We start from the raw sequence: 26,068 nt of genomic DNA, 5'->3' as shown, positions 1-26,068 counted from the left end.
TATCGAGTGGTACAGGGACGGCAAGCTCAAGAAGGACCTAGGATGGAAGACCATTAGGGAGTATCGCGAGGAGAGGGGCCATGCGGCATAGCGCCGGGACATGGTCCGGAAAAACGTCCGAGGTCCCCACTTTCCCAATCGGGTCCCAAGCGGAAACTGCATCCCATTCCAGACAAGAATTCTGGGACACGGTTTCCGGATGCAAAAAAGGCCACATGACGTGGCCTTCAACTTATATATGTTCAGCAGGTGTCTCCATGACAAGCCGCGCTTCAACACCGAGGCGTCTGCCCGGCGACGCGGAATGTAAGGTTCATCGCGAGTTCCGCACGAGCCGGAGAGCACTTAATGTGCTCTCCGTGCGAGCAGGACTGTCCGAGCAGGGAACCTTACGTTCCGCGCCGCCGGGCAGACGAACCAGTTATGAGCGACCCGCTACTTGATCTTGGTCGTGCCCGGTGCCAGGTTGGGGTCGGTCTCGTTGGCCTCGGTCTGGAAGTGCTCGGTGTACACGTTCTTGCCGTCGCGGAACATCTCGTAGTACTGCATCTTGGCGTAATCTTCGCGCGCCTTGGTGGCGGCTGCGGCGGCGGCATCGTCACCGGTGACGTTGGAGGAAAGCGCCCAGCGCAGGCTGGCGTCCTCGTAGCCCACCGAGTTGATGGCGGGCAGCGACTCGCGCAGCGTCATGTGCGCTTTCTGGTAGTCGGTCAGCGGTGCGCCGATCAGCTGCATAAGCTGCGTGGACAGGTAGTTGGTGGACAGGTCGTCGACCTCACTCGTCTGGTCGCAGCCGGCAACGTCGTAGTTGGCCCAGATGATGTAGTCGGTCTGCCACAGACGTTCCTGGTGCGTGGCGTCGTCTTCGCCGGTAAACCACTTGTCGTTGAACTTGGACGGGAAGAACGGCTGGTGGTCGCCCCAGAACACCACGACTACCTTACGGTCGAGCTTGCTCAGGGCGTTTAGGAAGTAGCGAAGCGCCTGGTCGGACTGCTCGATGCACGAGACATACTCGTCGACATCGGAGAGCGTGCCGTCCTCGACGGTCTTGGCGTCCAGATCGGTCGTGTCGATATTCAGGTGCATCTGCTTATCGACCGGCAGCAGACCCGTATCGTAGCCCGAGTGGTTCTGCATGGTCACGTCGAAGATAAACTGCGGATCGGCGTTCTGGTCGAGCAGCTCAAGAATCTTGTCGTAGGTAGCCTGGTCGGTCACCATGCCGCGCAAGGTGTCGGCTCCCTGGAAATCGTTGATGGACAGGAACTGGTCAAAGCCAAAGTCCTTGTAGACGTTCTCGCGGTTCCAGTTGGTTGCGTGATTGGGGTGCATAGCCGTGGTGGAATAGCCGAGCGATTTGAACTGCTCTGCCAGGTTCCCGGTCGTTTCCATGTTGTAGATGGTGTAGGGGTACACGCCCGAGCCCAGGTTGGCCATGGAGTTGCCGGTCATAAACTCAAACTCGGTATTGGCGGTGCCGCCGCCGTAGGCGCTCACGTAGAGCTTGCCGCGGCTGAGGCAGTTGGACAGGCTCTTAAAGTACTGCGGGCCCTCGTAGCCGGCGCGCATGTTCTGATAGATCGACAGATCCGAGAAGGTCTCGTTCATGATGGCGATGACCGTGGGCTTCTCGCTGTCGAACTGCTCCTTTGCGGCGGTGCGCTCGTCACTCTTGGCTGCGTCGGACTTGTCGTAGGCCTTGGCGTACTTTTTGAGCGTGGCCTTGGCATCGTCGACGGAGTAGTCGGCGGGTTTGGGCGGCTTGATGGACTGCGCTGCACTAATAAAGGCGGGCAGGTAGCCCTCGCGCCAGTAGCTCTCGAGCGGGCGCCAGGTATAGACGGTGATGCCGAGGGTGTTGTAGCAGTCGATGAGCGTGACGTGCGCGGTCACGCCGCCCAGGCACAGCACGGCGACGAGCAGATTGGTGAGCAGCATGCGCTTGGCGTTGGCGGCGCCCTTCTGACGGTGCGGTGCCACCAGGCCGGCGTACTCGCACAGCAGCATAGCGATGGCGGTAAAGCCCATGGACAGCACGCAGAACAGCGAGATGGAGAAGGTGTAGCCGGTGCCGGCGACCGCGGCGGCGGTGGAGATGGCCGAAAGGTCGCCCGGCTGGATGGGCATGGATTTAAACGTGATGACGAAGAACTCGGCAATGCCCAGGACAAAGAGGGCAAAGGCCAGGACCGCGGGAGCTGCGCCGTGGCGCTGGAACAGGAAGAACAGGCCGACCATGAGCGTGGTGATGATGGCCCACTCGAGCAGGATGCACAGGGGGTAGACCCAGGTAAAGTCGTGGTTGGACGAGACCTCCATGCCCAGCAGCGCAAAGACGCCGGCGAGCAGCAGGCACAGGACGGCGGCGACGAGCGGTTTGCCCACAAAGGCGCCGCGCAAACGAGCGAGCTTGCCGGTGGGGGTGGGCGCATCGGCCGAGGCGAACGCAAAGACGCGCGGGGCGATGCGGTCGCGGGCGATACTGGCCCAAGCGCAGCCGGTGAGGATGGCATTGGTCAGGATGAGCATCACAAAGGCGAGCGGCTCGTTTTGGGCGACGAGGCCAATGGCGCCCCAAATGGTCAAAAAGAGCTGGAACAGGCCGAAGGCGACGCTCCACCCAAGAGCGCTTTTGGCAACGGTGCCCGACTGAGCGCGAATGGTCTTGGCCTCGCGCAAAACAAGGTAGACGGTCGCCGCAAGACCGACGAGCGAGATGGCGGCAGCGAACATGCTGAGACTCCTCACAAACTTAAAACCTACGAAAGCGGGGGTTTACCCGATTGTTACCTAAATATGCGCTGCATTTGCGGGCTGCGCACAACAACCAGCCATATTAACGCGCATGTGCGGCGGTGTGGCTCAATGTAGTGGCGACCTGCGCGATAATGGACGGGAATTACACGGAAACGTAAAGGCTTCTTAAAGAATTAGCGAGGATGAGGCGATGAACGAGCAGGTTTGCACCAAGGCTGTGGGTACGTGTGGCTATCCGGTCGAGACCACGGGCAATGCGGTGCTGGACACGTTGGAGCACCGTTCCTCCACGCGTGCCTTCGCGCGTGATGACGACGATCGTCCCGTGGCGGTGACCGACGAGCGGCGGGCGGCGATTCTGCATGCGGCGAGCCGTGCGCCGTCGGCAGGCGCCATGATGATGTATTCCATCGTGAGCATTCGCGAGCAGGCTACGCTGGATCGTCTGGCCGACCTGTGCGACCACCAGCCCATGATCGCCAAGGCGCCCTGGGCACTAATATTTGTGGTCGATTATGCCAAGTGGATCGATCTGTTTGAGCACGTGGGCTGCTTTGAGCCCGAGTTTGTCAAGCGCACGGGTAAGGCGCCCCGCCGCGCGCCGGGTTTGGGCGACTTTGCCATCGCGGCCCAGGACGCCGTGATCGCCGCGCAAAACGCCGTGGTCGCCGCCGAGGCCCTGGGGCTGGGGAGCTGCTACATCGGCGATGTTATCGAGAATGCCGAGGAAGTTGCCGGGCTGCTGGACTTGCCGCCCTATACCATGCCGCTGTCGATGCTCATCATCGGCACGCCCCGTAAGGAGCGTCCGGCCATTGCGCATCCCGTGGTGAACCTGGTGCACGAGGAGCGCTACTGCCGCGCCGATGCCGCGACCATGGACGCGCAGGTGGCCGAGATGGACGCGATGTTCCGTCCGCATGCCCGCGTGGTGGGGGAGCGCGTCGTGGACATCTATACCCGCAAGCACACGAGTCCCTTTATGGCCGAGATGAGCCGCTCCATGGAGTGGTGGTTCAAAAATTGGCTCGGAAAATGACGGATGCGACAAAGAGACAGTCCCTTTGTCACATTCCATATCGCCGAGGTGGCTTAAAGGCCGTATAAATGTTTATCTAGCTGGGAAAACAGTGCCATTCAAACATGGGCCGATTACCTATAATTCCTTCGAACATTAAAGTTGGGAGGAAACCGGCTTATGGAACAAAAGGCCAAGGAGGCAGCTTCGCACGCTGCGATTCCTGTGAGCATCTCGGCGATGCTCGTCACGCTGGGCGTGGTGTACGGCGATATCGGCACCAGCCCTATGTATGTAACCAAGGCGCTCGTTGCCGGCAACGGCGGCATCGGAAGCGTCACGGAGGAGTTCGTGCTCGGCGCGCTCTCCCTTGTCGTGTGGACGGTCACGTTGCTGACCACCATCAAGTATGTGCTCATCTCGCTGCGCGCCGATAACCATGGCGAGGGCGGTATCTTTGCCCTGTACAGTCTGGTCAAGCGCTGTGGCAAGTGGCTTATCATCCCCGCCATGCTAGGTGGCGCCGCGCTGCTCGCCGACGGCATCCTCACGCCGGCCGTTACCGTTACCACGGCCATCGAGGGCCTGCGCACCATCCCGGCGGTCCATGCCGTGCTGGGCGATGACCAAGGCCGCGTCGTCGCCATTACGCTCGCCATCATCATCGTGCTCTTCTTGGTACAGCGCATCGGTACGGCCAAGATCGGTCACGCCTTTGGCCCCATCATGACGCTGTGGTTCCTGTTCCTGGGCGGCACGGGTCTGTTCTTTGTCTTCCAGCACCCCGCCGTGCTGCTGTGCCTCAACCCGGTGCGCGGCATCGCCTTTTTGCTGAGCCCCAACAACCACGCGGGCATCATGATTCTGGGCAGCTGCTTCCTCGCCACCACCGGTGCCGAGGCGCTCTACTCCGACATGGGCCACGTCGGCCGCGGCAACATCTACGCTACCTGGCCGTTCGTTAAGTGCTGCCTGCTGCTTTCCTATATGGGCCAGGGCGCTTGGCTTATGAACAACGCTGCCAACCCCGAGCTCATGGGCATTGCCGACCTCAACCCGTTCTACCAGATGCTCGCCCCGGGCCTGCGCCCGTTTGCCGTCGGCCTTTCCACCGTCGCGGCCATCATTGCCTCGCAGGCGCTCATCACCGGCGCATTCTCGCTGGTGTCCGAGGCCAGCCGTCTGGACCTCATGCCGCACATGCAGGTCTTCTACCCTGCCGAGACCAAGGGCCAGCTCTACATCCCCATGGTCAACAACGTCATGCTTGTCGGCTGCGTCATCGTGGTGCTGCTGTTCCAGAACTCGGCGCATATGGAAGCCGCCTACGGCCTTGCCATTACGCTGACTATGATGTGCACCACGCTGCTGCTCTTCTTCTACCTGCACGAGGAGCGCAAGCTCAAGGTTGCTCCGTGGATCTTCGCGGCCTTCTTCCTTTTGCTCGAAGGCTTCTTCTTCGTGAGCTCACTTACCAAGTTCTTCCACGGCGGCTACTTCACCATCCTCATGGCCGCGCTCATCATGGGCATCATGGTGTGCTGGTACAACGGTACGGCTGTTGAGCAGCGCCAGTTTACGCTGCTGCCGCTGCGCAGCTACCTGCCGCAGCTCAAGCGCCTGCGCGACGACGACCGTTACGAGCGCATGAGCGACAACGTCGTGTACCTGACCAAGGACACCCATACCGACTACATCGACCGCGACATCGTCTACTCGATTTTGGACAAGCATCCCAAGCGCGCTCGCGCCTGGTGGTTCGTGAATGTCGAGACCATGGACGAGCCGCATACCTTTGCCTATTCGGTCGAGACGTTCGGCACCGACTACGTGTTCCGCGTGCATCTGTACCTGGGCTACAAGATCAACCAGCGCGTCAATGCCTATCTGCGTCAGGTCGTTCAGGACCTGGCTGCCACCGGCGAGCTGCCGGCGCAGACGCATGACTACTCGGTCTACAAGGATCCGGGCAACATCGGTACGTTCAAGTTCGTCCTGATCCGTAAGCTTCTGGCGCCCGAAAGCGATGTGGAGCCGAGCGAGCGTACGGCCATCACGCTCAAGTACATCATCCGCCGCGCCGCCGGCACGCCTGCACGCTGGTACGGCCTGGAGAACTCCAGCGTGAGCTTTGAGTACGTGCCGCTGTTCACCAAGTTCAAGGCCGTGAACAAGATGCAGCGCCTGGCCCCCAACGAGCGGCCGTAGGCGCCGACGGGTTGCACGGAGTTGGTTTTCGATGGACAAGATTGAGACCGGGGAGGCAAACATGGATGCAAAGATGCTTGATGGCCGCGAGGTGGTTGCCGAGCTGGTACGTGAGGCACGCGCCGACGCCGCCGAAGATCGGTTTTTGACGAACCGTGCCAACATGGATATGGCCGATCGCGTAATTTCGATCGTGGCACTGGTATTTGGAGCGGTGTGCGTGTGTGCCCTGCTCGCGCACGTGCTGTTTGTCTAGCGACCGCCGGCTGCAAAGGCTATACACTTGGAACCACCACAAGGGAAACCACCACAAAGGTGCCTGTCCCTTTGTGGTGGTTTTTGTTTTTGAGAGAGGAGCGGGGCGCTGATGGACGTCCGTACGGACGGCGATATTGCCGATAACTTTTGGTGGCGGCGCACAACGCTGGCGCGCCGCACTCCTCTGTATGACGCCTGCGTATCGGTGGGACTGCTGGTCGCGGCGACGATTGTGGGCGCGCTGCTCGACCATCCGGGTCTCGCGCCGAGCATCATGATCGTCTATGTGTTTGCCGTTCAGCTGTGCGCATTCTTTACCTGGAGTCGCCTGTATTGCTTGCTGAGCTCGGCTGCCGCCGTGGCGCTCTACAACTTCTTGTTTGTCGACCCGCGCTACTCGCTGTCGCTTATCGACCGCGGCTATCCCGGCATGTTCTTCATCATGTTCGTGGTCTCGCTTGTGTCGAGTTCGATTGCGTTGGCCCTGCGCCGCGCCTTGGCACAGGCTGCCGCCAGCGACCGCCGCACGCATATGGTGCTCGAGACCAACCGCATGCTGCAGCGGTGCGCCGATCAGCATCAGATCGTTCACGCCATGGCCACGCAGCTGGCGCGTCTTTCGGGCTGCCCTGTCGTGTGGTACAGCGCCGACGCCGAGGGCGATGACCTGCTGCCGCGCGCGACTTACACGGCCGTGGGCGATGCCGCACCGGTGCACGAACTGGCGCCGCAGATGCCGCCTCGGCTCTCGGCGTCCGCCTATGTGGGAACGCCGCTCGACGCCACGTTTGGCGGCTCGGCGTTTTATGGCATCTACCTGACGGTTCGCACAGGCGACGGCTTCGCGCGCTCGGGCGATCCCGCCTCGGTGGTGGGCGTGCTGGCTATCGTTGCCGAGCCCGACGTGCTGACGCATGAGGAGCGGACACTTGCCGATGCCATCGTGAGCGAAGGCGAGCTGGCGCTCGATCGCGCCCGCGCCATGGAGGCCCGCGAGGAGGCGGCGGTGCTTGCCAAAAATGAGCAGCTGCGCGCCAACCTGCTGCGCTCCATCTCGCATGACCTGCGCACGCCGCTCACCAGTATTTCGGGCAATGCCGATGTGCTGCTCGACCAGGGCTCGACCGGCACCGCCGTGCTCGACGCCCAGACGCGCCGCGGCCTGCTCCTGTCCATTCGCTCGGATGCGCAATGGCTCAACGCCACCGTCGAGAACCTGCTCGCCATCACCAAGCTCGAGGGCGGCGGTATGCGCCTGTCGACCACGCTCGAGCTCATGGACGATATCGTGGAGGAGGCGCTGCGCCACGTGAACCCTGCCGTGCGCGAGCACGACCTTAAGGTGGTGGCGTGCGATGAGCCGGCGCTCGTCAACGTCGATGCGCGCCTGATGGTGCAGCTGGTGGTCAATCTGGTGAACAACGCCATCACCTATACGCCCGCAGGCTCGCATATCATGATTTCGATTAGCGTCGACGATGGACGCGTGGCGTGCTCGGTGGCCGATGACGGCCCGGGCATTGCGCCCGAGGACCGCGAGCGAATCTTTGAGTCGTTCTACACCGCCAACCACGGTCTTGCCGACAGCCATCGCAGCGTGGGCCTGGGTCTTTCGCTCTGCCGCTCCATTGCGCTGGCGCATGGCGGTAGCATAGAGGTTGCCGCGGCGGACCCGCACGGCTCGGTCTTTACGATTGAGCTTCCCGTCGCCGACGTTTCGTTTGATAAGGAGTAGCGCTGTGCCGAACTCTGCCGTAAAACCGCTCATCTTGGTCGTTGAGGACGATCCCGCCGTCCGCAACCTTATTGTTGCCGCGCTCGAGGCGCACGGCTTGCGTCATATGGCCGTGGAGACCGCCCATGCCGCCATCGCCGCCGCCTCATCGCAGGCACCGAGCATCGTGCTGCTCGATCTGGGCCTGCCCGATATGGACGGCGTCAAGGTGGTGGAGTCGGTGCGCGCATGGTCGGGCATGCCGATCATCGTGGTCTCGGCGCGCAGCGAGGACGGGGATAAGATTCGCGCGCTCGATGCCGGCGCCGATGACTACCTGACCAAGCCGTTTTCGGTCGAGGAACTGCTTGCACGCATTCGCACGACGCTCAGGCGCCTTTCGTATGCGCAAACGGGTGGTGTTGCCTCCGAGGGCTCGTTCGATACCGGTGAGCTGCATATCGACTTTGATGCCGGCATTGCCACGATGGATGGCGAGGAGCTGCATCTGACGCCGATTGAGTACAAGCTCTTGTGCCTGCTGGCACATAACGCCGACAAGGTACTAACGCACCAGTTTATCCTGCACGAGATTTGGGGCACGGCAACTAAGAGCGACCTGGCGAGCCTGCGCGTCTTTATGGGCACGCTGCGCAAGAAGATCGAGTCCGACCCCGCGCACCCGCGCTATATCCAGACGCACGTGGGTATTGGTTACCGATTGGTCATCCAGGGATAGGTCGGCATCCGCCATCCCAATATGAGTTGCGGTGAAATACGGTCTAAATTTACCTAATTCCAGGCAAAACAGTCCGTATTCCACCGCAACGTTGTCTATTTATCCTTGGGCTTGCTGGCGTAGAACTTCTTCTTTTTGGACTTGCCGGCAGGGGAGGGTTTGCTGGCAAAGTTGGACTTGCCGTTGCCGGCCTGCGCGTGCGCGGGCGCTGCTGCACGGGGCTTGCGGGCCTCGGGGTTGCGCAGCTCCTCGGTTCGCTCGGCAATCTCCTCGGCGCTAAAGCCGACTTCGGCCATGGCGTCCTCGATGGGCAGGCGGCGCACGATATAGCAGTGGTGCACCTTCTGGTTGCGTGCGAAATCCTCGGGGATGGTCTGCGCCGTAATGTCCTCCAGCACGACGCCCGCGCGCGCGAGCTTGCGCGTTTCGGGGCGGAAGCCGCGCAGGTTGCAGCTAAAGATGGCATGTCCGCCCTGTGCGAGCAGGCGCGACACGCCGGCCAAAAGCTCAACATGGTCGCGCTGGACATCCCAGGTACGGCGGCCCATCTTTGACGAGTTCGAGAACGTGGGCGGGTCGACAAAGATCAGGTCCCAGCGGTTGCGCGTCTGGCGCTGGTCGCGAATCCAGGCGAGCACGTCGTCGCGCACAAAATGATGCTGCGGACCAACAAAGCCGTTCTGGCGCATATTGCGCTCGGCCCAGTCCAGGTAGGTGTTGGAAAGGTCGACTGTCACGGTTTCCTCGACGCCGCCGTCGGCCGCATAGCAGGTGGCGGTGCCGGTGTAGGCGAACAGGTTGAGGAAGCGGCGCGCCTGTTTGGCGTGCTCGCGCACCAGGTTGCGGGTGACGCGATGATCCAGGAAGATGCCCACATCCAAATAGTCGTCAAAGTTGACGGCAAAGGTAAGGCCGCCCTCTTCGATGAGCGGCAGACGACGGCGCGCGATGTTGGCGCGCTCGCCCGAGCCACCCTTGCCGGCGCCCTGTTTGCCGTACTGCGAGCCGCCGCGCGAACGCATGCGGGCCTTGGCGTGCACGTGCTCGGCCGGAACATCAAGAATGCGCGGCGCGATGGCCAAGATGTCGAGCATGCGGGCCTGGGCAAGCGCGGGGTCGATGGTCTTGGGTGCGGCGTATTCGGCAATGACGAGCCAGCGGCCCGGCGTCTGCGGGCAGCCCTCGTACAGGTCGATGGCGGCGGAGTAGTCGGGCAGGTCGGCATCGTAGACGCGGTAGCAGCTCACGCCCTCGCGCTTGGCCCACTTGCGGCGCAGGCGGGCATTCTTGCGCAGGCGGTTGGCGAACTGCTCAGACTCGGGAATGAGCACGGGCAGCGGCTTGCCGTCGCCCAGGTCGAGCGTGGCGGCAGGTTCGGGCGTGGGAGTATCGGCGGCTTCGTCATGAGCGTCTGCGGTCTGTTCCTCGGCATCTGCGCTGATCGCTGCTTCAAATGCCGCGGCGGCGTGGTCGAGCGAGGGCCAAATCTCAATAGCCGCCTCCTCGTTGTTGGGCATGACGGCGATCGAGCGCTTGGGCTCGGCGTGGAGCGCGCGGGCCAGCAATCCGTCGCGGGTGAGCGCGGCGACCGGCGCCGAAGCGAGCTCGGGGGCGCGGCGCAGCTCGCCGACCAGCGTCATGGCATCGTGCATGAGTGAAAGCGGTGTCTCGGTCGTATCCGCGACGAGGGCGGCACCGGCGACAGTGCCCGCGTGGTCCAGCACGGTGGCGGACTTAGCGGCGCAAAAATCGACAAAGCGCTTGTAGCCGGCACACTTGACCATGCGCTCGGCGGTCTTGCGGGCGGTGGGGTCAATGTCCATGGCCACGATGCGCGCCTGGCGCTCGCGCGCTGCCGCCTCGCGCTCGCGCGCCTCGGCAAGCAGCTGCTCCCACAGAGCGGCGTCGTGTAGCTGCCAGCCCTCAAAGCCCCAGCGCTCGCGTGCGGCGCCCGGGGCGCGGTCGGTCAGAGTGTTCACGGCTTCCAGCAACAGGCCGCCGCCGGCGCACGAGGCATCGATTAGCGTGGGAAGGGCTTCATTCTCGTAATCGTCGGCCGTCAACTCGCGCTCGCACAGTGCGGTCCAGCCGACCTGCGCCAGCACCAGGGCGGCGTAGTCGGGGCGCAACACGTGCGCACCCTCGCCGGCACGGGTCGCCGCGGGCGGCAGGCGCTTGAACAGTGGGTCGCCCGAAAGGTCCAGGCTGATGCTCGCGCGGCGCTGGCGCAGCGAAAGCAACAGGTGAACGTCGGGATCGGCAGCGTCGACATCGGCGCGACGGCCCGTGGTCTCGGCCAGACGGTCGCACAGCGCGTCCTTGGCGCGCAGGGCCGAGAAGCGCGTGTTGCGCAGCTGCTCGGTCACGCCGCGGGCGGTGATGGCGATGGTGGCGCCGGGGCGGATGACGGTCTCCCAGGCGATGTCGTAAACGCTGTCGTACAGTTCATCGGCATCCTGCGCCTCAAAGCGCCCGAGCACCGCAAACACGCGGCTCGCTAGGCGCGACCACAGACAGGCGCGGTAGCCTTCTTCGAGCTCGCCCTCAAACGTGGCGCGGCCCTTCAGCCGGCGAACATGCGAAAGCCCGAGGCGTTTAAGCTCATCGGCGAGTGCGGACTCAAAGCCTTCGGGGCAGCTTGCGTAAAATTCCATGGGTGACCTCTCTGGTTGCGTCGCTCCATTATATGATGGATGCTTCGTTTGCCCTTATCCTCGAAAGGAACCCATATGATTGATGCGTGTCCCGAACCCGCTGTGCTCTTTTTTGACGTGGACGGCACGCTGACGTCGTTCGATCCCGACAACATGACCGACAAGGACTTTTCGGCGGTTCGCCCCTCGCAGGCGGTCGTCGAGGCGTTTCATCGTCTGCGCGACGCGGGACACAAGGCGTTTATCTGCACGGGTCGCCCCCTGTGGCTCATCGCCGATAGCTTGCGTGCGCTCGACCCCGCGGGCGTCGTTGCCATGGCGGGCGCCACGCTCGAGGTCGAGGGCCGCGTGGTGTATGAGGACTGCTTTGACGAAGACATTGTTGAGGAGCTGGCACGCCGTATGGCCGCGGCAGGGATTGAGGCCTTTCTCGAGACCAACGTGGCTACTTTTGCCCTGGAACCCGCGGGTGTTGAGCAGTCGTCTCTGATCGGCACTTCTGTGGTGCACAGCACCGAGGAAATGCGCGTCGACGGCCGTCTGCGCGTGGGCAAGGTGGGCATCGTCGCGAGCGACCTGGCTCGCGTGGCCAACGATGATGGCTTTATCGATCGCGAGTTTGAGCTGTGCAACACCGGTGGTCAGAATCGCGAGCTGAGCCCCAAGGGCATCGACAAGGGCGTGGGCGTGGCGCGAGCGCTGGAATACCTGGGTCGCACCGGCAACGCGCGCACCTTTGGCTTCGGCGATTCGGGTAACGACCTGGGCATGCTCGCTGCGGTCGAGACGGCCGTGGCCATGGGCAACGCCATGCCTGAGGTCAAGGCGGTCGCCGACTACGTGACCGACGATGTCGCACACGACGGCACCGTCACAGCGATGCAGCATTTCGGCCTCATCTAATGAATCCCGCGTTCTGACGTTTGCTCAAACTGCGACTCTTTGCTTTTGCATGCTCAATCGATTTATCAATCCAAACACTGAGGTGTTTATACCGTTCGCCGAGAAGATAAAAAACCGCAGTTCACGCCTTGATAAACGTAGGTAAAGTGTTTAGCAGTTTATCGGCCGTATGCTAACGAAAGGAATCAGGCAGATGGCAATCAAGGTGTTCGCTGACGGTGCAAACCTCGAAGGCATGCTCGACATGTACGAGAACGGCAACGTTCAGGGTTTCACGACCAACCCGTCCCTTATGAAGAAGGGCGGCGTGACGGATTACCGCGCGTTTGCCAAAGAGGTTTTGGCCCACATCACCGATGTATCCGTGTCGTTTGAGGTCTTTGCCGACGACGTCGAGACCATGGAGGTCGAGGCCCGCGAGATCGCTACCTGGGCCGAGAACGTCTACGTCAAGATTCCGTGCGTGACCACCAAGGGCGAGTCCACCGCCGAGCTTGTCCGCAAGCTTTCCGCCGACGGCATCAAGGTCAACGTCACTACCATCTTTACGCCTAAGCAGGTCGATGAGATGGTCGAAGCCGTTGACACCGAGACGCCGTCCATTATCTCGCTCTTTGCCGGCCGTATCGCCGATACCGGCGTCGACCCCATTCCGTTTATGACGGAGTCGGTCAAGAAAGCCGCCGCCAAGCCCAACTGCGAGGTCCTGTGGGCGTCCACGCGCGAGCTCATCAACATTTACCAGGCCGAGGCCTGTGGTTGCCAGATCATCACGGTGCCCAACAGCATCCTGGCCAAGCGCAAGAACATCGGCCGCGACCCGTACGAGGTCTCGCTCGACACCGTCCGCGGCTTTGCCAAGGATATCGCCTCGCTCGGCTTTCATATTCTGCCGTAAGCAAGGGTACCCCCTGTAGCGACGTGCAAAATCGCGAGTATTCAGCAAGGTAAAGGTCTTTATCAGTTAACCGAAGCATGGAACGGCCCCCGTTTTGGCTCTGACGACGCTAAAACGGGGGCTGTTTTTTGCTTTTTCGTCTCTGAGGGGCATCCGGAACGGTGGAATTTGCAGAATACTCGCGATTTTGCACGTCGCTACAGGGGGTACCCCTGCTTTGGCGGTTTACTTCCCCTGTACCATGGTGAGCGAGATCTTCTTGCGGTCGCGATCGACCTTTTCGACCCACACCTTGACCGTGTCACCGACGCGCACCACGTCGCTCGGGTGCTTGACAAAGCGGTTGGCCAGCTTTGAGATATGCACGAGGCCGTCCTGGTGCACGCCCACGTCGACGAAGGCGCCAAAGTCCACAACGTTGCGCACCGTGCCCTTGAGTTCCATACCGGGCTCCAGGTCGTCGATGGAAAGTGCCGAGCGGCTAAAGACCACCTCGGGCGCGTCGTCGCGCGGGTCGCGACCAGGCTTCTTGAGCTCGTTGACAATGTCGATGAGCGTGAGGGTGCCGCAGTCCAGGTCGCTTGCCAGCGCCGAGATGCTGCCCAGGCGGCGCTCGATGTCGGGTACGCCGCCGCGGCTGAGCTCACTGGCTTTAACGCCTGCGCGCTCCAGGGCGGCCGTGGCTACCTCGTAGCTCTCGGGGTGGACGCTTGTCGCGTCGAGCGGGTTCTTGCCACCGCTGATGCGCAGGAAGCCCGCGGCGTTGAGATATGCCTTGGGTCCCAGTTTGGGGACCTTCTTAAGCTGGCGGCGATCGGTAAAGGCACCGTTTTCCTCGCGGTAGGCCACGATATTCTTGGCCACGCTCGGCGTGATGCCCGATACGTATCCCAGCAGGCTCGCGCTTGCGGTGTTGACGTCGACGCCCACGCGGTTGACGACGTCCTCCACCACGTGGCCCAGGGTGCGCGAAAGCTCGGCCTGGTCAAGGTCGTGCTGGTATTGGCCCACACCGATGGACTGGGGCGGAATCTTAACGAGCTCTGCCAGTGGGTCCTGCAGGCGTCGACCCAGGCTCATGGCGCCGCGCACGGTGACGTCCAGGTCGGGATACTCCTGGCTCGCGAGCTCGGAAGCGGAGTACACCGACGCGCCGGCCTCGTTAACGATGGTGTAGCGAAGGCTGGGCGCCTGCTCGGCGATGAACTCCGAGACGACTTCTTCGGTCTCGCGGCTGGCGGTGCCGTTGCCGATGACGATGGTGTTGACGCTGTCCTTCTTGACGAGGCGGGCGAGCTCGCGCTTGGTGCCGGCGACGTCGTGGCGCGGCTTGGTGGGGTAGACCACGCCGTGGTCGAGCAGCTTGCCGGTCTCGTCCATGACGGCGACCTTGCAGCCGGTGCGGTAGCCCGGATCGAGCGCGAGCACGCGGGCGCCGCGCACGGGGCGTGCCGAGAGCAAGCCCTCAAGGTTCTTGGCAAAGACGTTGATGGCCTCGGTCTGGGCGCGAACGGTGAGCTTGGCGCGGGCCTCGCGCTCCAGCGAGGGGGCCATGAGGCGCTTGTAACCGTCGGCGATGGCGGCATCGAAGACGGGCGCGAAGACGCCCTGGCGTCGGGGCCAACGGCTGCCGAGGCGTGCCGTGGCGGCAGCGCCGTCGACGTTCACGCGCACGCGGAGCTTGCCCTCGCGCTCACCGCGGTCGATAGCCAGCACGCGGTGGTTGGGTATACGGCGCAGCGGCTCATCATAGCTGTAGTAGGGCTCGTAGGGAGTCTTTTCGGCGGGGTCGGTGGCCTCGACGATGATGTCGGCGGTGTTTTGCGTAAAGGCGCGCAGGTCGGCGACGTTCTCGGGGTCTTCGGCCACCGTCTCGGCCACGATGTCCGCCGCCCCGGCGAGCGCCTTTTCGGGCGTGTTGAAGCCGGCGTCCTCGTTGACGTAGGCCGCGGCGGTGTCGAGCGCGCTGCCCTTGGCCGAGGCCTGCATGATGATCATGTTGGCAAGCGGCTCCAGGCCTGCCTCGCGGGCCTTCTGTGCGCGGGTCATGCGCTTTTTGCGGTAGGGCTTGTAGAGGTCCTCGACACGCTGGAGCTGCGTGGCCTCGCGAATCTGCTGCTCAAGCTCTGGCGTAAGTTTGCCCTGGGCGTCGATGAGCAGAATGACGTCCTCTTTGCGCTGCTCAAGATTGCGCAGGTAAGACAGGCGCTCGTCGAGTGCGCGCAGGGCGACGTCGTCCATGCCGCCCGTTGCTTCCTTGCGGTAGCGCGAGATAAAGGGGATGGTGTTGCCCTCGTCGATGAGCTTGACGGCTGCCTCGATGTTGGCGGCCTTAAGGTTGAGCTCGCGGGCAAGCTGGGCGATAAGATCCATGGGACTCCTTGCGTTTAAGGTGCGTTTGCAGCACAGGGCTACCAAGGATACCACCCGTCCCAAAAGACTGTTTTGGAGCCGCGCCACGAAAACGACCCGTCTACTACGTTTGAACCGTATGGGTCGACCATCCCCCGGTTTTCCGAAAATACGCAAGCCGTCTACCTGCGGTTTTTATTTCGCGAAATTCTGTATGGTTAAGGGTGGTCGGTTAAACGTAGTAGATAGGCCCATTTCGTGGCGAACGAATCAAGCCGAGGTGCAAAATAGCCCCCGCCCCAGAAAAATCGTCGGCAAGGTAGCAAAATGCCCCACGGGCAGGAGGCTGCTCGCGGGGCAAAGAAGAGGGGCTTGTTGGTGGCGGGCCGAGGCGCTCGGCGGGGAGTTTGCCGCGGCCCGCTCTTAAGGCATTACAGCTCAACGAGCTGGCCGGTCTCGGCGGCCTCCTTGATGGCGTTGAGAAGCGTGAGCGTCTTGACGTTATCGGCGGGGGTCACGACGGGCTCGACCTCGCGGCGGACAACCTTCACAAAGTGCTTGAGCTGCATCTTGTGCGGCAGTGCCGGGTCGACGGCCGGAATCTCCATCTGCAGCGGCTTGTGCCAGTTAGAGGCGCCGTCGTAGGAGAACTGGTGCAGGCGGGGCAGCGAAAGGGCGCCCTTGGTGCCGCCGATAAAGTAGGCGTCGGCGTCGAAGGGGCGGTACTGCGGATCCTCGCGAGCGGTCGCCTCCCAGTTCCAGGGGCTGGCGGTGGCGTCAGAGATGGTCATGCTCGCGAGCGCGCCGTCGGCAAAACGGACGTTGACCACGGCGGAGTCCTCGGTCTCAAAACCGCGGGCGGCGCTGGACTGCATACCCTGGACGGCAACGGGCTCGCCCAGCAGGTAGCGGAGCAGGTCGACGTCGTGCACCAGGTTGACCAGGATCGGGCCGGCACCCTTCTTGCGGCGCCACTCGACATCGAAATACTCGTCATTCTTATAGATCATGTAGTGGAAGCTCGACACGGTGAGCTTGCCCAGCTCGCCAGACTCGATGATCTCCTTGGCCTTGTTGACGAAGGGGTTGTGGCGACGGTGCTGACCCACGAGCACGGGCACGCCGGCGGTTTCGGCCTCGGCGGCGAAGGCCTGGGCATCCTCGAGATCGTTGGAGATCGGCTTTTCGACCAGCGGCACGATGTTGCGCTTCACAGCCTCGCGAGCAACGCCTAGGTGCAGGTCGTTGGGGGTAGCGATAATGACGGCCTCGGGCTTGATCTCGTCCATCATCTGGGCGGGATCGGTGTAAAACGGCACGCCGGCGGCCTCGGCCGTGGCGCGGGCGCCCTCAAAGGCGTCGGCGATGGCGACGAGCTCGGCCTCGGGCTCCTCGGTGACAAAGCGGATGTGGTTGCGGCCCATGGCGCCGGCGCCGATAACGGCAATGCGGACGGGGTTGAGCTCAGACATTTCGACTCCTTAATACTGGTGACCGGTGGAATGCGACAAAGGGGCTGTCCCTTCGTCGCATCGGTAAAACTAGGCGGACTTCTTCTTGCTGTCGGAGACCATCATGTAGACGGTGAGCACGACGGCGATGGCGGCGATCACAATAGCGCCGTAGAAGGACTGCTGGTAGGCGGCGCTGCCGGCCTCGGCGTGATACAGCACGGCGGTGATGGGCTGGCTGATCCAGGTGGAAGCGGCGTAGCCCAAAAACATGATGCCGTAGTTGACGCCGATGTTGCTGGTGCCAAAGGCGCCACCGGTGAGCGGCGGGTAGATGACGAGCAGAGCGCCAAAGCTAAAGCCGAGCAGGGCGAGCGCCACAAAGAACATGCTCTGCGTAAAGCTCATCGACATGATGACGAGGGCGACGATGGTGACGACAAGGCTGATGAGCAGCGACTTATAGGCGCCGAGCTTGTCGATGATCTGGCCAAAGGACAGACGACCGACCAGGTTGGCGCAGGTGTTGACGGAGACGACCACACCGCCGAGGGCGACGGCCGCGGCGCTCGTGGGGTCGGCGAAGAGCTGGACGGCGGCGATGGAGGCAACCTTGCCCACGAGCAGGGTGCCCGCGGTGGCGGCAAAGGCGAAGGTGACGATGAGGACCCAGAAGCGCGGGGTCTTGACCATCTCGCCCGGGGTGAGGTCACCGAAGGTGCCGGCGTGCGCGCCGCCCTTGGGGGCCTCGAAGCCCTCGGGCAGCCAACCGGCCTCGGGGGCCTTCAGGAACAGGGCGGAGGCGGCGATCGTCACAAAGAAGATGACGCCGAGTGCCTTGAGGGCGCCAAAGATGCCCAGGCTCGGGATGAGCAGCGAGGCGAGTACCGGGGACAGCACGGCGGGGCCGGCGGTCGAAGCGGCCAGGGTGATGCCGGAGGCGAGACCCTTCTTGTCGATGAACCACTTTTGGCCGGTGGTGAGCGCGGGGTTGTAGCCCAGGCCGTTGCCGATGGCGGCGACGAGCGAGAACCACAGGTAGAACTGCCACGGCTCGGTGACGGTGCCGGACATGAACCAGCCCACGCCGTAGCACACGGCGGCGGCGATCACGACGTTGCGCGGGCCGATCTTATCGGAGATACGGCCGGCGAAGATGCCCGTCACGGCCATGATGGTCTGAAAGACCGGGAACGCCCAGGTAAGGGCGCTGGACCACTCGGGGTAGACGGCGAGCAGGTTCTTGCTCACGACGGAATACAGCGCGATGGAGCTGATGAAGAACATGGTGACGCACGCGGCGGAAAGCACGACGGCGCGACCCTTGTTGGAGTTGGTGGAAGCCATTGGACTCTTTCTAATCGATACGGGGGAGGAGCGGGCGTGTCCGCGGAGCCTCCCTGTCAGGTTGGTTTACTGGTCGGTCGGCTTGGCGACGCCGGACTCATCGGACCAGAGCTCGACACCCTTGTTCTTAAGGTAGTTGTCGGCATAGGCGCGACGGCCGCCGGGTTTGGCGGTGAGGTCGCCCATCATGTTGGAGAAGCCGCCGTCGACCTTGATGGCGTCGCCGGTGGTAAAGTCCGAGCGCTTGGACGCCAGGAACATGACGGCGTTGGCGATATCGCTGACCTCACCGATGCGGCGCGTGGCGATCAGGCGGCTGCGGCTCTTCTCGACCTCGGGGTCGGCGTAAAAGCTTGCCGACATGGGGGTCTTGACGAAGCAGGGCTCGACGCAGTTGGAGCGCACGCCGTAGGGACCCCACTCGGCAGCCAGCATCTTGGACATCATGTTGACGCCCGCCTTGGTGGAGCTGTACACGCCCGAGAACGTCTCGGGGGAGTGGCTGGCGACGGTCGAGATGTGAACTAGGCGGCCCTGGCCGGCCTTGATCATCTCGCGACCAAAGCGCTGCGAGGTGATGAAGTAACCGGTGAGATTGACGTTGAGCACCTGCTCCCAGTCGCTCAGCGGCAGGTCTTCCATGGCTGCGAAGCGCAGGATGCCGGCGGTGTTGACGAGGACGTCGACACGGCCGAAGTTGGCGATAGTGGCATCGACGGCGGCCTGAACCTCGGCCTCGTCGGTGGCGTTCATCTTGTAGCCCTCGGCGTGGATGCCAAACTCGGCGGCGAGGTCGGCGGCAGCGGCCTTGACCTTTTCCTCGTCCAGGTCGAGCAGGACGACGTTGGCGCCGTTGCGGGCGAACTCGCGGCAAATCTCGACGCCCATACCGCCGAGCGCGCCAGTCACGGCGCAGACATCGCCCTCGAGCTTAAGCCAATTGCTCATAGGAACTTCCCTTCTTGTGCCTCCCGGTGGGTCGTTCCCATTAATCGACCCACGTGGTTTTCGCAGGTTATCGTATGCTTTGCATTTGCGCAGGTGAATTGCATATTTGTTAGAATGGCGTTAACCGTAGGTTTACACTGTGCGATGCAGTTTATTCTCAATTGAGCGCGTGACCTGCGAAAACAACCCCCTTCGGCAGTTCATTGCCATGCGTCTGGAAACGGGAGATTGACGTGTACGATCGACGACTTGAGGCCATATCGGCCGCCGCGGAGCTGGGAAGCTTCTCGCGTGCGGCGGCAAAATTGCGCGTGTCGACCCCGGCGCTCGTCAAGCAGGTGTCGGGCTTCGAGGCCGAGTTTGGTATCACGTTGTTCGAGCGCTCGCATTCGGGTGTTAAGGTGACGCCGGCGGGCGCTCTGCTGGTGGACGATGCACGTTCGATCATGCGGCAGTCCGAGGACGCGCTACGCCGTGCCCGACGCGCGGCGGGCGATGGCGGGGCCGTGCGTCTGGGCGTATCGATGATGTGTCCGGGGCGCCAAACGCTGTCGATGTGGACGGGCGTACACGAGCTGGAGCCATCGTTGCGCTTCGAGATCGTGCCGGTAAGCGACCTCTATGACGAGCGCGAGACCGTCATGCGCAGCCTCGGTCGCGAGGTCGATGTGGTGCAGTCGAGTTTTTCGACCCCACGCTGGGGTGATGCCTGCCAAAAGCTCCGCATCGTTAACGTGCCGTTTTATATCGACCTGCCGCGTACGAGCCCGCTGGCGCGCAAGACGCGCATCACGGTTGCCGACTTAGAGGGCATGCGCCTGCGCGTGCTCCGCCACGGCAACGACGCTATGGACAGCCTGCGTATCGATCTGTTGGCAGACGGCGGCGTGGACGTGATCGATGTGGACAGCTTCGACTTTGCGCTCTTTAACGAGGCGGAGGAAAAGGGCGACGCGGTGCTCACCTGCGGGGCGTGGTCGGGGGTGCACCCAGCCTTTGTGGGCGTGCCGTTCCTGTGCGGCCGCGAGGTGCCGGTCTTTCTGCACTACCCGCTCGAGCCCACCCTCCAAGTCCAAAAATTTGTCAACGCCATGGCACAACTTCTCAAATAGCTATCGTGTCGATGATTCTTTAATCCCCGTCCTAGAAAAATCATCTGGTAGAGTTGACCTCACGTGAATTTCAGCACACTGTGTGCTACCTGCACTTTTGTCATTTGAGGAGTGAACTTGTGAATACTTCTGTCGCCAAGAAAGCCAGTCGGGCGATGCGCCTGCTCATGATGGTGCTCACGGCAGTTCTCATCTTCTTCTTCATTAATGTTATGCTGCTCGTCTCCGATATCCAGGGCACGGCGCGCGTGGTCAACTACGCCGGTCTTGTGCGCGGTACCACGCAGCGAATCGTTAAGCTCGAGGACGCGGGCCAGCCTCAAGACGACCTGCTCAAAGCCGTGGATTCATACATCAACGGTTTGCGTTACGGAAGTGACGACCTCAACCTCGTCCGTCTCGACGACGATGAGTATCAGGCAAAGATGACCGAGCTTGCAAATTATTTTGATGAGCTTTGCGCCGAGATTAGCCGCGTGCGCGAAGTCGGCTACGAGAGCACCGACATCATCTCCATGAGCGAGGAGTTCTTTGGCATTTGCGACGATGCTACGCGACTCGCAGAGGACTACTCTCAGGAGAAGGCGTCGGCGCTCAACTATCTCGAGGGCTTGGTGATCATCGACATCGTGGGCTTGGTGGCGACCTTTGCGGTCGAACTTGTTCGCGCGGTGCGCACTGCCGCGCTCAACCGCGAGCTGCAGAGCAAAGTCTATCTCGACGAAGCCACGGGACTGCCCAACAAGAACAAGTGCGAGGAAATCTTGGGGCAGGAGCGGCCTGTCTCCGCGGAGGCGCCCGTTGCGGTGTGCGTCTTCGACCTTAACAATCTGCATACGGTCAATAACAACTTCGGCCACGAGAAGGGCGACGAATACATCCGTTCTTTTGCCCAGCAGCTGGGGCGCGTGGCGTCCGAGACTTGCTTTGTGGGCCGCGACGGCGGCGATGAGTTTATCGCGGTGCTGCGGGATGCCGATCGGGCTGCCGTGGAGTCCTGTCTCGCTCGGGTTCGTGCGAACGTGAACGAGTATTCCGAGGCTCATCCCGACATGCCTATCAGCTATGCGGTGGGCTACGCGCTTTCCAGTGATTTTGATGAACCGCCTACGATGCGCGAGCTCTTTTCCCAGGCCGACAAAAACATGTGCATCGACAAGAACCGCGTAAAGACAGCTGAGGCAGCCGGGCTGCAACGCGAGGAACGGTAAGCTTGTAACAAAGGGCATAGAAAAGCCTCCGCAGCTCGTGTGGCTGCGGAGGCTTTATTCGTTGCGGTGCATTGTGTTTGGGTCGTTGAGATGAGTCGATTTGCCCCGAAAGAGGAGGGCATTGACCTTAGGGTCATGCCCGACGAATGAGCGGCAAATCGGCCATCTCGGCGGGCCGAACTACTCCAGCTCAAACGCTCCGGTATAGAGCTGGTAGTAATACCCGCGCTTGGCGATCAGCTCGTCGTGGTTGCCACGCTCGATAATGCGGCCGTGGTCCAGGCAGATGATCGCGTCGGAGTTGCGCACGGTGGAGAGGCGGTGCGCGATGACAAACGTTGTGCGACCTTCCATGAGCTTGTCCATGCCGGCTTGCACGATGGCCTCGGTGCGGGTGTCAATGCTCGACGTGGCCTCGTCCAGGATCATTGCCGGCGGATCGGCGACGGCGGCGCGTGCGATCGAGATCAGCTGGCGCTGGCCCTGCGACAGCTGGGCGCCGTTGCCGGTGAGCATCGTGTCGTAGCCGTCGGGCAGTCGGGTGATAAAGTCGTCCGCGCCCGCGAGCTTTGCTGCCGCGATGCACTCCTCGTCGGTGGCATCCAGATTGCCGTAGCGGATGTTATCCATCACGGTGCCGGTGAACAGGTTTACGTCCTGCAGCACCACGCCCAGCGAGCGGCGCAGGTCTGCCTTGCGGATCTTGTTGACGTTGATGCCGTCGTAGCGAATCTTGCCGTCGGCGATGTCATAGAAGCGGTTGATGAGGTTGGTGATGGTCGTCTTACCGGCACCGGTGGCGCCGACAAACGCGACCTTCTGGCCCGGCTTGGCAAACACGGACACGCCGTGCAGCACCTCGTGGTCGGGCGTGTAGCCAAAGTCGACGTTGTCCATGACCAGGTCGCCACGCAGCGGCACGTACTCGATCTCGCCGGTTGCGCGGTGCGGATGTTTCCACGCCCACATGCCAGTGTGGTGGTCGGCCTCCTCGAGCTGCCAGGTATCGGGGTTCACCTGAGCGTTGACAAGCGTCACATAGCCTTCGTCGGCTTCGGGCTCCTCGTCGATGAGCTCAAAGATACGGTCGGCGCCGGCGAGGCCCATGACCACGGCGTTGATCTGCTGCGAGATCTGGCCGATCTGTCCACAGAACTGCTTGGTCATGTTGAGGAACGGCACCACGACGGCGATGGACAGCGCCATGCCCGAGATGCTCAGGTTGGGCACGCCCAGCGCTAGGAAAATGCCGCCGGCCAGTGCGACCAGCACGTAGAGCAGGTTGCCCAGGTTCATAAGGATGGGCATGAGGATGTTGGCGTACATGTTGGCCTTCTGCGAGACCTCGAAGAGCTTTTCGTTGCGCTCGTCAAAATCGGCTTCGGCGGCAGACTCGTGGCAGAATGCCTTGACGACCTTCTGGCCGTTCATGACTTCCTCGATATGGCCCTCGACAACGCCGAGCTCGGTCTGCTGCGCAATAAAGAAGCGCGCGGAGTTGGAGCCGAGCAGCTTGGTCATAAAGGTCATAAAGGCGACGCCGGCAATAATGACCAAGCACATCCACACGCTGTAGTACAGCATGATAAAGAACACCGTGACGATGACGATGACCGTCATGAGCAGGTTGGGCAGCGACTGGCTGATCATCTGGCGCAGCGTGTCGATGTCATTGGTGTAGTGGCTCATGATGTCGCCGCGCTGGTGCGTGTCGAAGTAGCGGATCGGCAGGTCCTGCATGCGGTTGAACATCTTCTCGCGCAGCTTCTCCAGCGAGCCCTGCGTGACGATGGCCATGGCGCGGTTCCAGAAGAGCGAGGACAGGATGCCGATGCCGTAGATGCAGGCGAGGGTGGTCACGAGCTGTGCGATCTTGGGCTGCGCGGCTCCCCAATCGCCCGACTGCCACGATTCGCTAATAATCTGCAGGGCGCTCTGAAGGAAGGTCGCGCCGATGGAGTTGATGATGGCGCAGAGCACCACGCCGGCGACGACGAGGGGCAAAAGCACGGGGTAAAAGCCAAAGAGCGTCTTGATGAGGCGCGATATGGTGCCGCCCTTGCGGTTGAGCGCGCGCTCGGCGGTCGTTGCCTTACTCATGTGCCTCGCCTCCTTCCTGGGTCTGAGCTTGCGTTACGGATGCCTCGGTGTCGGCCTCGACGGCCTCTTCGCCCTCGGCAGACATCTTGTTCTGCGAGGTAAAGGTCTCGCGGTAGATCTCGCTCGTCTTGAGCAGCTCGTCGTGGTTACCGATCTGCGCGATGCGGCCGCCCTCCATGACGATGATGCGGTCTGCGTCCTGCACGGAGCTAATGCGCTGGGCGATGATGAGCTTGGTCGTGTTGGGCAGATAGCTTGCCAGCCCTGCGCGAATCTTGGCGTCGGTCTTGGTGTCGACGGCGCTCGTGGAGTCGTCCAGGATCAAGATCTTGGGGCGACGCAGCAGGGCACGCGCAATGCACAGGCGCTGCTTCTGACCGCCGGAAACATTGGAGCCGCCCTGTTCGATCCAGGTGTCATAGCCCTTGGGGAAGCCGTCGACAAACTCGTCGGCGCAGGCCAGATGCGCGGCCTCGCGGACCTCTTCGTCGGTGGCGTTCGGGTCGCCCCAACGCAGGTTCTCGGCAATCGTGCCGCTAAACAGCACGTTTTTCTGCAGCACCATGGCCACCTGGTGGCGCAGGGCGTCCAAGTCGTAGTCGCGTACATCCACGCCGCCCACGCGCACGGTACCCTCGGTGGCGTCGTACAGGCGGGCGATGAGGTTTACGAGCGTGGACTTGGCCGAGCCGGTGCCGCCGATGATGCCGATGGTCTCGCCGCTCTTAATGTGCAGGTCGATATCGTCGAGCGCCTGGCGCTTCGCATGCGCGGAATACTTAAAGCTCACGTGGTCAAAGTCGATGGAGCCATCGGCGACCTCGAGCACGGGCTCGGCGGGATCGGCGATCGTGGGCTCGGCGGCCAGCACCTCGGTGATGCGGTGCGCCGATTCGTCGGCCATGGTCACCATGACAAAGATCATCGATAGCTGCATCAGGCTCATGAGGATTTGGAAGCCATAGGTAAAGATCGAGGAGAGCTGGCCCACGTCGAACAGCGTGCCCTGGCTCGTGATGATGAGCTTGGAGCCCAGGTAGATGATGACGACAAACGCGCCGTTGACGCAGATGTTCATCATGGGGTTGTTAAAGGCAAGCAGCTTCTCGGCGCGGGTGAAGTCCATCTGGACGTCGCGTGCGGCGGTCGCGAACTTCTCCTTCTCAAAGTCTTCGCGCACGTAGCTCTTGACCACGCGCATGCCGGTGACGTTTTCCTCGACGGACTCGTTAAGGGCGTCGTACTTGTGGAACACGCGCGAGAAGATGGGACGCACCTTAAAGATGATAAAGAACAGCCCAAAGCCCAGCAGCGGAATGATGACCAGGTAGACCATGGCGACGCTGCCGCCCATGATAAATGCCATGGTAAAGGCGAAGATCAATACCAGCGGCGCGCGCACGGCGATACGGATGATCATCATAAAGGCCTGCTGCACGTTGTTGATATCGGTGGTCAGGCGCGTGACGAGCGAGGAGCTCGAGAACTCATCGATGTTGGCAAAGCTGAACGTCTGGATCTTGTAGAACAGGTCGTGACGCAGGTTCTTAGCGAAGCCGCAACTCGCATGGCTGCAGGTGACGCCGGCAGCGGCGCCAAAAGCAAGCGACGTCAGCGCGATGAGCACCAAAAAGCCCGCGGTGGGAAGCATCTCGGCTACGGTGGTGCCATCTTTGATGGCGTCGATCAGGTTGGCGGTGATAAATGGAATCAGCATCTCGCAGAGCACCTCGCCAAGCACGAGCAACGGCGTGGCAACGGTGACTTTTATATAGTCGCGGATGCTGCCCATGAGGGTTTTAATCATCCAGTTCCTCCCAGGTTACACGGATTTTCTCGAGCATTTCGGCGAGCTGCTCGCGCTCGTCGTGGGTGAGGGCACCAAAGGCCTGCTCTCTAAAGCGAATGCGGGCTGCCTGCTCAACGCGGGCCTTTTCCCATCCCGCATCGGTCAGGCGGATGGTGAGCTGCCGACGGTCTTTGGGATTGCGACTGCGCTCGATAAGACCGCCCAGTTCGAGCTTGGACAGAATCTCGGAAAGGGACCCCGGCTTGAGGTCGAAGTGCATGCCGAGCTCCTGTTGGGACAGCTCGCCGGTCGGCTGCTTGGCGAGTAGGCAGACAATAGGCGCCTTGCCAGATATGCCGCCGCCGTGAAAATGCATGTAATGGCCGCAAAACCCCAGCCCATGGAGGATTCTCTTGGCGAGACGGTCCTCCTTGGACTGAGTCTCGGGCTCGCCTGCCGGCTGCGAGGGGTCGTCGCCGGGTTCATGCGGATGGGCGTGTGGTTCAACACACATATCTAAGCTTCGCTCCTTTCTTTAGTTAGGTAGATGAATTGTTTTGTGCCTAACTAATCTAGGAGCGTGAGAAATAAATGTCAAGGTACCAA

At 62.0% G+C, this 26,068-nt stretch carries 18 protein-coding genes; 9 read left to right on the top strand and 9 right to left on the bottom strand.

Features of this window, described 5'->3' with window-relative positions:
- Positions 1–435: 435 nt before the first annotated feature.
- Positions 436–2,736: an LTA synthase family protein gene (locus AAAX34_RS08250; RefSeq protein WP_349110818.1), complete on the bottom strand. Its 2,301-nt coding sequence runs from the start codon at positions 2,734–2,736 to the stop codon at positions 436–438.
- Positions 2,737–2,950: 214 nt separating this feature from the next.
- Between AAAX34_RS08250 and AAAX34_RS08245 the strand changes: the two genes are divergently transcribed.
- The 5 genes from AAAX34_RS08245 (at position 2,951) to AAAX34_RS08225 (ending at position 8,697) form a co-directional block, all read left to right on the top strand.
- The gene (locus tag AAAX34_RS08245; RefSeq protein ID WP_349110816.1) at positions 2,951–3,799 is read left to right on the top strand and encodes a nitroreductase family protein; all 849 of its coding nucleotides are present in this window, start codon (positions 2,951–2,953) and stop codon (positions 3,797–3,799) included.
- Positions 3,800–3,958: 159 nt separating this feature from the next.
- The gene (locus tag AAAX34_RS08240; protein WP_349110814.1) at positions 3,959–5,986 is read left to right on the top strand and encodes a KUP/HAK/KT family potassium transporter; all 2,028 of its coding nucleotides are present in this window, start codon (positions 3,959–3,961) and stop codon (positions 5,984–5,986) included.
- A gap of 31 nt (positions 5,987–6,017) precedes the next feature.
- Positions 6,018–6,242, top strand: coding sequence for a hypothetical protein (locus tag AAAX34_RS08235; RefSeq protein ID WP_117840328.1), 225 nt, complete (start codon positions 6,018–6,020; stop codon positions 6,240–6,242).
- A gap of 111 nt (positions 6,243–6,353) precedes the next feature.
- Positions 6,354–7,979, top strand: coding sequence for an ATP-binding protein (locus AAAX34_RS08230; protein ID WP_349110812.1), 1,626 nt, complete (start codon positions 6,354–6,356; stop codon positions 7,977–7,979).
- Positions 7,980–7,983: 4 nt separating this feature from the next.
- A complete protein-coding gene (locus AAAX34_RS08225; RefSeq protein WP_349110811.1) occupies positions 7,984–8,697 on the top strand; it encodes a response regulator transcription factor in 714 nt (237 codons plus the stop codon).
- Between the two features lie 95 nt (positions 8,698–8,792).
- Here AAAX34_RS08225 and rlmKL read toward each other — a convergent pair whose 3' ends face one another.
- Complete coding sequence (gene rlmKL / locus AAAX34_RS08220; protein WP_349110809.1) at positions 8,793–11,351, bottom strand: bifunctional 23S rRNA (guanine(2069)-N(7))-methyltransferase RlmK/23S rRNA (guanine(2445)-N(2))-methyltransferase RlmL; 2,559 nt, start codon at positions 11,349–11,351, stop codon at positions 8,793–8,795.
- Between the two features lie 75 nt (positions 11,352–11,426).
- Between rlmKL and AAAX34_RS08215 the strand changes: the two genes are divergently transcribed.
- Together AAAX34_RS08215 and AAAX34_RS08210 are read left to right on the top strand one after the other, a co-directional pair.
- Positions 11,427–12,254, top strand: a complete 828-nt coding sequence (locus tag AAAX34_RS08215) for an HAD-IIB family hydrolase (RefSeq protein ID WP_349110808.1) — start codon at positions 11,427–11,429, stop codon at positions 12,252–12,254.
- Between the two features lie 193 nt (positions 12,255–12,447).
- Positions 12,448–13,152, top strand: a complete 705-nt coding sequence (locus AAAX34_RS08210; RefSeq protein WP_349110806.1) for a transaldolase — start codon at positions 12,448–12,450, stop codon at positions 13,150–13,152.
- A gap of 225 nt (positions 13,153–13,377) precedes the next feature.
- Here AAAX34_RS08210 and AAAX34_RS08205 read toward each other — a convergent pair whose 3' ends face one another.
- From AAAX34_RS08205 to AAAX34_RS08190, 4 genes are all read right to left on the bottom strand, one after another.
- Positions 13,378–15,525 carry a Tex family protein gene (locus AAAX34_RS08205; protein ID WP_349110804.1) on the bottom strand — a complete coding sequence of 716 codons (2,148 nt, stop codon included), beginning with the start codon at positions 15,523–15,525 and terminating at the stop codon, positions 13,378–13,380.
- A gap of 410 nt (positions 15,526–15,935) precedes the next feature.
- On the bottom strand, positions 15,936–16,976 hold the full coding sequence (locus AAAX34_RS08200) for a Gfo/Idh/MocA family oxidoreductase (RefSeq protein ID WP_217108344.1): 1,041 nt from the start codon (positions 16,974–16,976) through the stop codon (positions 15,936–15,938).
- A gap of 69 nt (positions 16,977–17,045) precedes the next feature.
- Complete coding sequence (locus AAAX34_RS08195) at positions 17,046–18,302, bottom strand: MFS transporter (RefSeq protein WP_117655362.1); 1,257 nt, start codon at positions 18,300–18,302, stop codon at positions 17,046–17,048.
- A gap of 66 nt (positions 18,303–18,368) precedes the next feature.
- A complete protein-coding gene (locus AAAX34_RS08190) occupies positions 18,369–19,250 on the bottom strand; it encodes an SDR family oxidoreductase (RefSeq protein WP_349110801.1) in 882 nt (293 codons plus the stop codon).
- A gap of 233 nt (positions 19,251–19,483) precedes the next feature.
- On the opposite strand from AAAX34_RS08190, the gene AAAX34_RS08185 reads away from it, so the two are divergent.
- Together AAAX34_RS08185 and AAAX34_RS08180 are read left to right on the top strand one after the other, a co-directional pair.
- Positions 19,484–20,362, top strand: coding sequence for a LysR family transcriptional regulator (locus AAAX34_RS08185; protein ID WP_349110800.1), 879 nt, complete (start codon positions 19,484–19,486; stop codon positions 20,360–20,362).
- 119 nt (positions 20,363–20,481) lie between these two features.
- Positions 20,482–21,573 carry a GGDEF domain-containing protein gene (locus AAAX34_RS08180; protein WP_349110799.1) on the top strand — a complete coding sequence of 364 codons (1,092 nt, stop codon included), beginning with the start codon at positions 20,482–20,484 and terminating at the stop codon, positions 21,571–21,573.
- Between the two features lie 180 nt (positions 21,574–21,753).
- On the opposite strand, the gene AAAX34_RS08175 is transcribed toward AAAX34_RS08180, so the two are convergent.
- The 3 genes from AAAX34_RS08175 to AAAX34_RS08165 are packed head-to-tail and all read right to left on the bottom strand — an operon-like array spanning position 21,754 to position 25,976.
- Positions 21,754–23,673 carry an ABC transporter ATP-binding protein gene (locus AAAX34_RS08175; RefSeq protein WP_349110797.1) on the bottom strand — a complete coding sequence of 640 codons (1,920 nt, stop codon included), beginning with the start codon at positions 23,671–23,673 and terminating at the stop codon, positions 21,754–21,756.
- Positions 23,666–25,480: an ABC transporter ATP-binding protein gene (locus tag AAAX34_RS08170; protein ID WP_346976930.1), complete on the bottom strand. Its 1,815-nt coding sequence runs from the start codon at positions 25,478–25,480 to the stop codon at positions 23,666–23,668. The genes AAAX34_RS08175 and AAAX34_RS08170 overlap by 8 nt, the downstream gene beginning before the upstream one ends.
- Positions 25,473–25,976, bottom strand: a complete 504-nt coding sequence (locus AAAX34_RS08165) for a MarR family winged helix-turn-helix transcriptional regulator (protein WP_349110796.1) — start codon at positions 25,974–25,976, stop codon at positions 25,473–25,475. Before AAAX34_RS08165 ends, AAAX34_RS08170 begins: the two co-directional genes overlap by 8 nt.
- Positions 25,977–26,068: the final 92 nt, after the last annotated feature.

Origin of the sequence: Collinsella sp. CLA-ER-H4, assembly GCF_040092395.1 — a bacterium.
Taxonomy (GTDB): Bacteria; Actinomycetota; Coriobacteriia; order Coriobacteriales; family Coriobacteriaceae; genus Collinsella.
The sequence above is the reverse complement of the archived record's forward strand: the minus strand, read 5'-3'. Positions and strand labels throughout refer to the sequence as shown.